The sequence below is a fragment of the Rhizobium sp. SVR5-9E genome (genome assembly GCF_056755095.1).
This window is the reverse complement of record NZ_JBNDHS010000171.1, coordinates 1-5456: the sequence shown is the minus strand read 5'-3', so window position 1 is coordinate 5456 and position 5456 is coordinate 1. Positions and strand designations below refer to the sequence as shown.

The 5456-nt window shown below is 56.9% G+C and carries 7 protein-coding genes and 1 pseudogene; 2 read left to right on the top strand and 6 right to left on the bottom strand.

The genetic code is table 11. The features are described from left to right. Positions 1 to 206: 206 nt before the first annotated feature. On the bottom strand, positions 207 to 464 hold the full coding sequence (locus ACPYOJ_RS33695) for a hypothetical protein (RefSeq protein ID WP_481420122.1): 258 nt from the start codon (positions 462 to 464) through the stop codon (positions 207 to 209). A 222-nt stretch (positions 465 to 686) separates the two neighbouring features. Further along, positions 687 to 920, bottom strand: a complete 234-nt coding sequence (locus ACPYOJ_RS33690) for a hypothetical protein (protein ID WP_481420121.1) — start codon at positions 918 to 920, stop codon at positions 687 to 689. A 607-nt stretch (positions 921 to 1527) separates the two neighbouring features. Here ACPYOJ_RS33690 and ACPYOJ_RS33685 point away from each other — a divergent pair. Continuing rightward, entirely contained in the window at positions 1528 to 1764 is a 237-nt protein-coding gene (locus ACPYOJ_RS33685) for a hypothetical protein (protein WP_481420120.1), read from the top strand. 2 nt (positions 1765 to 1766) lie between these two features. Further along, complete coding sequence (locus ACPYOJ_RS33680; RefSeq protein ID WP_481420119.1) at positions 1767 to 2090, top strand: hypothetical protein; 324 nt, start codon at positions 1767 to 1769, stop codon at positions 2088 to 2090. 724 nt (positions 2091 to 2814) lie between these two features. On the opposite strand, the gene ACPYOJ_RS33675 is transcribed toward ACPYOJ_RS33680, so the two are convergent. The 4 genes and pseudogenes from ACPYOJ_RS33675 to ACPYOJ_RS33660 form a co-directional block, all read right to left on the bottom strand. Further along, the gene (locus ACPYOJ_RS33675) at positions 2815 to 3081 is read right to left on the bottom strand and encodes a BON domain-containing protein (protein ID WP_481420118.1); all 267 of its coding nucleotides are present in this window, start codon (positions 3079 to 3081) and stop codon (positions 2815 to 2817) included. 39 nt (positions 3082 to 3120) lie between these two features. Continuing rightward, positions 3121 to 3387 (bottom strand): DUF1488 family protein, encoded by a 267-nt coding sequence (locus tag ACPYOJ_RS33670; RefSeq protein WP_481420117.1) that lies wholly within the window; start codon positions 3385 to 3387, stop codon positions 3121 to 3123. An 801-nt stretch (positions 3388 to 4188) separates the two neighbouring features. Continuing rightward, entirely contained in the window at positions 4189 to 4479 is a 291-nt protein-coding gene (locus tag ACPYOJ_RS33665) for a hypothetical protein (protein WP_481420116.1), read from the bottom strand. A 318-nt stretch (positions 4480 to 4797) separates the two neighbouring features. Next, positions 4798 to 5257, bottom strand: a pseudogene (locus ACPYOJ_RS33660) (IS6 family transposase); the annotation flags it as partial. Positions 5258 to 5456: the final 199 nt, after the last annotated feature.

The following is a 5456-nucleotide window of genomic DNA, read 5'->3' as shown; positions in this document are numbered from 1 at the left end:
CTAGGGTCTGGCGGCCCTCAAACAGCAGCGCCCGTAATGATGACTGCTGGAGGCCGGACCATGCGCCTTCGTGGGTAACAAAGCAAACGCTATCTTCCAAAGGGATAACATGTGCAGCAGCTAAGGGAGGGGTGGCGGCATGTGTCCGCATCTTCTGCTGTAAGAATAAAATTGCAAGGATCGCTCAGGCATGATCTTCGGGGACTTCAGCTATCGGGCAGTTGTCTTTTAGCAGCACGGCCTCGATCTCGACGTGGGACCTGCAACTGTTGCCGCCTCAGGCAGGGGTTTCGATTGATGGCCAGTTCGAGATAAGCGGCAACCTTTCGGTAAGCGACAAAACTGATCCCATCGATCAGTCCTTCATCCACCTTGAGCCGGCCCGCCCCGGCCGCAAGCGGCACAATCAGCGATCCCAGAATGAACGGACGCGCGAATTTGATCTCAGTTTCCGTTGTTCTCATGGCCGGATCGCCAGCGCGGAACTTTGACACAACAAACGTGCGCGGCGGAGCCTGGAAGTCTTTGCGCTCCGGTTAACTTTCACCGCCTCTGTAATAGCCTTGGAGCGAATGGTGGTCTGGTCCGGATTGGATGCGCTTCTGTAGAATTGATCCGTGCGGACAAGGTCGCTGCGCCAAATCATTGTGGCTATCCGTCTTCTTTTCGAATTATCCCTGCCGAACCTACTGCTCCCCCTCATTCTCCCAGCACGCGACTGCATCCGGATATGCCCGTTCCCGGCGCGCCAGCGAGGCGGGATAGTCTTTCAACGAGAGGGTACTCGCCTTGATGCGGCGAATAATCACCACTTCCTCGTGGTGATCTGCGCCCTCTGCGGCTTGCATCGCGGATGTGGGATAGTCGGCGCGCTTGAGAGGTTTTTGGCGAAGTGCTTCGCAGGCCTCATTGATCGGCATGATTTTACAGGTTACGCCGATGAGATCACCGATGCCCGCTTCGAAGGTGGAGCCCCTGGAGTTCTCTCGAAAGCGCTATCTGATCTTCAAGCGGCAGGACACAACATCAGCGACGGGGACGTTGCTGCAGCAAAGATGCGCGAATTTATGGTGGGGGTCGCTAAACTTGAGCACAAATGGGCTACCAGCTAGTTTCCCGCTTCATGGTCTTTGCTCGAAGCGGCTTCGCCAGACGACGAGAGCGGGAATCCCGCACAACGTCAGGCGGCATAGATAACCCGCGGCAAGGGGCTGGGATGGGTCCTAGGCGCTACTGAACCAGCCACGCGGGGCTGCCGAACTTTCTATGAACACATTACGCCTCTATATACCGGTCATCGGCATTGCTGATTGAGCGCTGGAATGCATCTGTCGCTCGCAAATGCCGCAGTCGCTTTCTGCTTTTGACCACGGATGTATTGGCACTGGTTTGAGATGCGATGTGATGAAGGTCGGTGCGGTTTCGCCCCGGCCTTTTTTGTTTTCCCGTCAAAGAAAGCCGAGATCAGCAAAAGTTCGCAAATTTGGCTGAGCGCCCTACATCTTCCTCTTGAGCAAGGAGATCGATATGAACTGCCTCTTGCATTTTGCAGCTAGCTCGAACGGCGATAACTGGTTCTTGGGAACTAACGAAATCACCAAGATGGATTTCGTTCTTCACCGCGGTAATCCATCCTCGGGAGGCCACGAGACGAAATCTGCTGTTCAGGTTTTTCTTGATAAGCGGCCGTTTGGTCCAGAGCGCGACGCTTTACTTGCGATGCTTGCAGTGCGGGTGACACGTGCAACCTCAACGAAGGATTAGGCATGCGCGTGTTTTTGGGCATCATCTACGCCGCACTCCTCGCCGGCAGCGCGTCGGCTCAAACGCTGAACACAGCTAATTTCGTGTTCGCCAACGAAGCAGCGCAGGTCATCGGCGGTGCTGATGGCTGCGGCTACAAGCTTGACGATGAGAAGCTTACCGCTTTCCTGGACAAGATAGCTGACCTCGACGCAACCTCGAGGATGCAATTCACCAGTGCCCGAGGCATGCAGGCGAAGGTGATCAATTCGATGGTCGAGACAGAGAAGAAGGCCCAGTGCGCACTTCAGGCCAAGAAGGCCGAAAAGTACGGCATCACTCCCTAGCCACTCCTCAAGCCAATCGTTCATGATTGCATGTTGATGCTCGACAGGGCGTCTTGGCGTGGGACCGTCGCGCTGCAGCACCTCACGGCGATATTTTGTCTCGCCATTAGGCTTTGCACTCAGCGAGTCGGCCATCAATTTGCAACGCATTGCAAGTCGAAACATTCGCTAGATCGCGATCGACGAATTGCAGCGACGAGGGCGGGGCACATTTGTTCTGCATGTGCTAGCGTAGGCCCGCGACGCAAACTGGTAGGCGTTTCCAGCGGGCGGCCTCGCAAGAAATGGTCCGTATCACAACCCATAAAGCCGCAGTTCTCAATGTGGCAAATGCGGAAGCGTGCAATGGTAGTTCGGCTTCGTGTCATCATCGGCTTGAGCGTCCGTCTTCAAGAAACGCTTCGAAAATACTGGATCGATGCGATCTGGCTGCTCCAATGCCCAATCGGCTCAGATATGGTAGGCTGACTGCCTATTGAGCGACCTCACCGACTTCACCGCACGCCAGCTTGGTTAGCGGGCCGGACGAAGGGCTTACGACTATTGCGCGGTGAGCTTTTTCTTTAGGGGGCAGCCCATACTGCCCCGCCCTTATCACGCCAAGCATGTTGCCTCGGTCGCGTACACGCGAAACCCGGAAAGAGTGCCGGGTTTCGCGCTCCCGGCACGGCCGGAATTCAGCGTGCAGCCACGCCGATGGATTAGATTTTGAGCTCGCCTAGGTTTACAAGTCCCGCGAAAGCTCGTTGTGAACCTTCCGCACGCCTTTGATCCTTCCGGCAATCTCCTCGGCGCGAGAAATCTCCTCGTTCACATGCACCCAGCCGGCGAGCGTGATATCACTCCCGCGCGCCGTGACGAAAATATAGCTCGCATCGAGCTCACCGGCACAGGCAAGCGCGTTGCACACGGCCGATTCAAGATCGGCTTCTTCGGGAAGGCCCGCTGCTGCTGGGCTTACGATGCTCAGATGTTTTCTGTCGACCGACATGGCTTCGTCTCCTGCCCGAACCGACGCGGGCGTAATACCCTATCGGCGAATATCGTCTGCCGATAGGGTGTACCGGTGCTTGCCGCCGCGGCCATAGGCTTTGGCTGCGGCTTCGAGAATGGCAGTGCGCGACGCATCGAAAGCGCTCAGGCACTCCACCTGAGAGCGGCACGCCTGGCTTGTAGTACGCAAGGCATTCGCCTCAATCAGAAATCGCACTTCGAACACGCCGTCGTAGCCAGAGAAACGAACTCCGTCCCGGCTTTCGTCGAAACTTCGGCTTATATTAGGAAAAGTCAGAGGCATCGCATTCTCTCCGAAGGGGCGGTTGGCCCGAGGGTTCATTTGGACTGGCTATTGCCTTTGCGGAGATAGATGCGATCCGCCGCTAAACGCGTCAGGCGACGGGGCCAACTTAGTAGGGCGACGTACCCTGTTGACGGTAAAGGCACGGGCCATGCCGCTCATTCGGGATGCTGTTTCGGAAGTATCAGGGTGGCCTGTGCGGTCCTGCGAAGGCATCGAACTGACCGGCGGGTTCTCCCATTCCGCGATGAGAAGGATATGGGGCGCGAGAAGGCGATTGCAATGAGCAACCGCGGAACTAAAAGCGCGGCAGATTCTCCGCTTTTACTTCGAACGCACCAGCCATGGCCTAAGCCGCCCGCCCACCGCACTGCGTCCATTCACCTCAACGTCCTGGCGCGACTTCCTACCTAAAGCTCTTCGGAGAATGATTGTCGCCTACCTTCTCGGTCATCGTCGGGAAAGCACCCTGCACTGGACCGCGAGATAGCAAAAACAAAGCCGTTCAACGCAATGGCGATCGAAGAGTGCGAACATGTCCTCAGCACCCTCGGTAAACGGCTGCACTTCTCGGCATCAATCGCTAAACATCAAGGGGACCCGACCTGGTGACCATTGAAGGAACTCGGCGATCGCGTTCTCGCGAACTTCTCAGAGATTGCTTGCAACGCTTCCGATCACGCGGACGCCGTCATAGTCGAAGCAGTCGAATTGCGCGGCCGCTACGAGCTGGACCGGCCGCGAGGGACCTTGCATTGACGATTGGGAGGAGGGGCAAACTGCATCCATCGCATAGTGACTTTAGAAGGGGCGACAAGCATCCTCATCCACCCGCCGCGCGGACTTCACGTAAAATCCGGCGAGTAGTCGAACGGCCTCCTCCACAAAGCGCGTAGACGACAACGCCGGCACAGCGGAGATCGAAAGGCAGTGCTCTTCTAGAACTGTCCGGAAATCTCCAAGGCTCTGTGCCGTCGTTTGATCGCCGGCAACATCGGCCTCCTGAGAGGCAAACTCAAGATGCGCAATAAGGCGCTCAACGACAGCAGCACGCTCCTCTGGCTTCATATCTATGATGCTCGGTAGTTTCATGGTATCAACTCCTCAAGACGAGGGAGAGATGTTCGGTGAGCGGTTCCTGGGGCACCTAAACTATCCGCCGAGCACAGACCCTAGAGCCTATCTGGTGACGTTGCGATCAGATACAAGCGGATACGGCGAATAACTAAGACGTTACTAATGTGTTTGCGCTCCGTCCCGATCAGGGCATCGTCTCGGTAGCCATTGAACGGGCGCTGCCGATTGAGGAAATTTGCGCCGCTGTCTCTGTTCAGCCACAGTCGTCAATGCCAGGCGATGGAGTTGTCACGTTATCGAGCGTGAGCGGTGTTTGTCGCAAGCCGTCTGCAATCAAGCGGTAGCGCGGGTGACTGCCTTCCAGTGCGCTATTGCGCGGATGCGATGAATGTGAGTGGACAGCGCGGATCGTTTATGACTTGGGGGACGAAGAGATTTCGAACCGCGGAGAAGATCGAGATGAAGCGCTGCAAACTTCCCGGGGATCGGAAGCCTTGCATCGTCCTCTCCCGCTTCCGCAGTGGCAGATGGGAATTTTCCGCTCGATTATTGAGACCCTTGTGGGATTTGTGCTCGACAGCCGGCATAACTTCTCGCTTGGCCGCGCGCCATACGAGCGGAGCTTGTCGGTGATGATCCGCTTGGGCGGCATACCTGCTTTCTTCAGTAGCCGGATCAGTAGGCGTTTAGCAGCCTTGGTGTTGCGGCGGGCCTGGACGAGCTCATCGAGCACGTATCCGTCCTGATCGATGGCGCGCCACAGCCAGTGTCTCCTCCCGCCGATCGTCACGACCGGGCGAGTGGCGCGGGGGAGTTTCACCCCCACGCTCTCTCAGAACCGGACGTGATACTCTCGCATCATCCGGCTCCCATTGTTCGACCGTATCCATGAAGCAGAGGCCAATGGGCGAACAACCGAGGTTGGCGCTGCGCGATGCGCAAAAGCCAATGTCGGGATCGCCGCTTGTGCCTACGCAAGGACTTGTACTTTC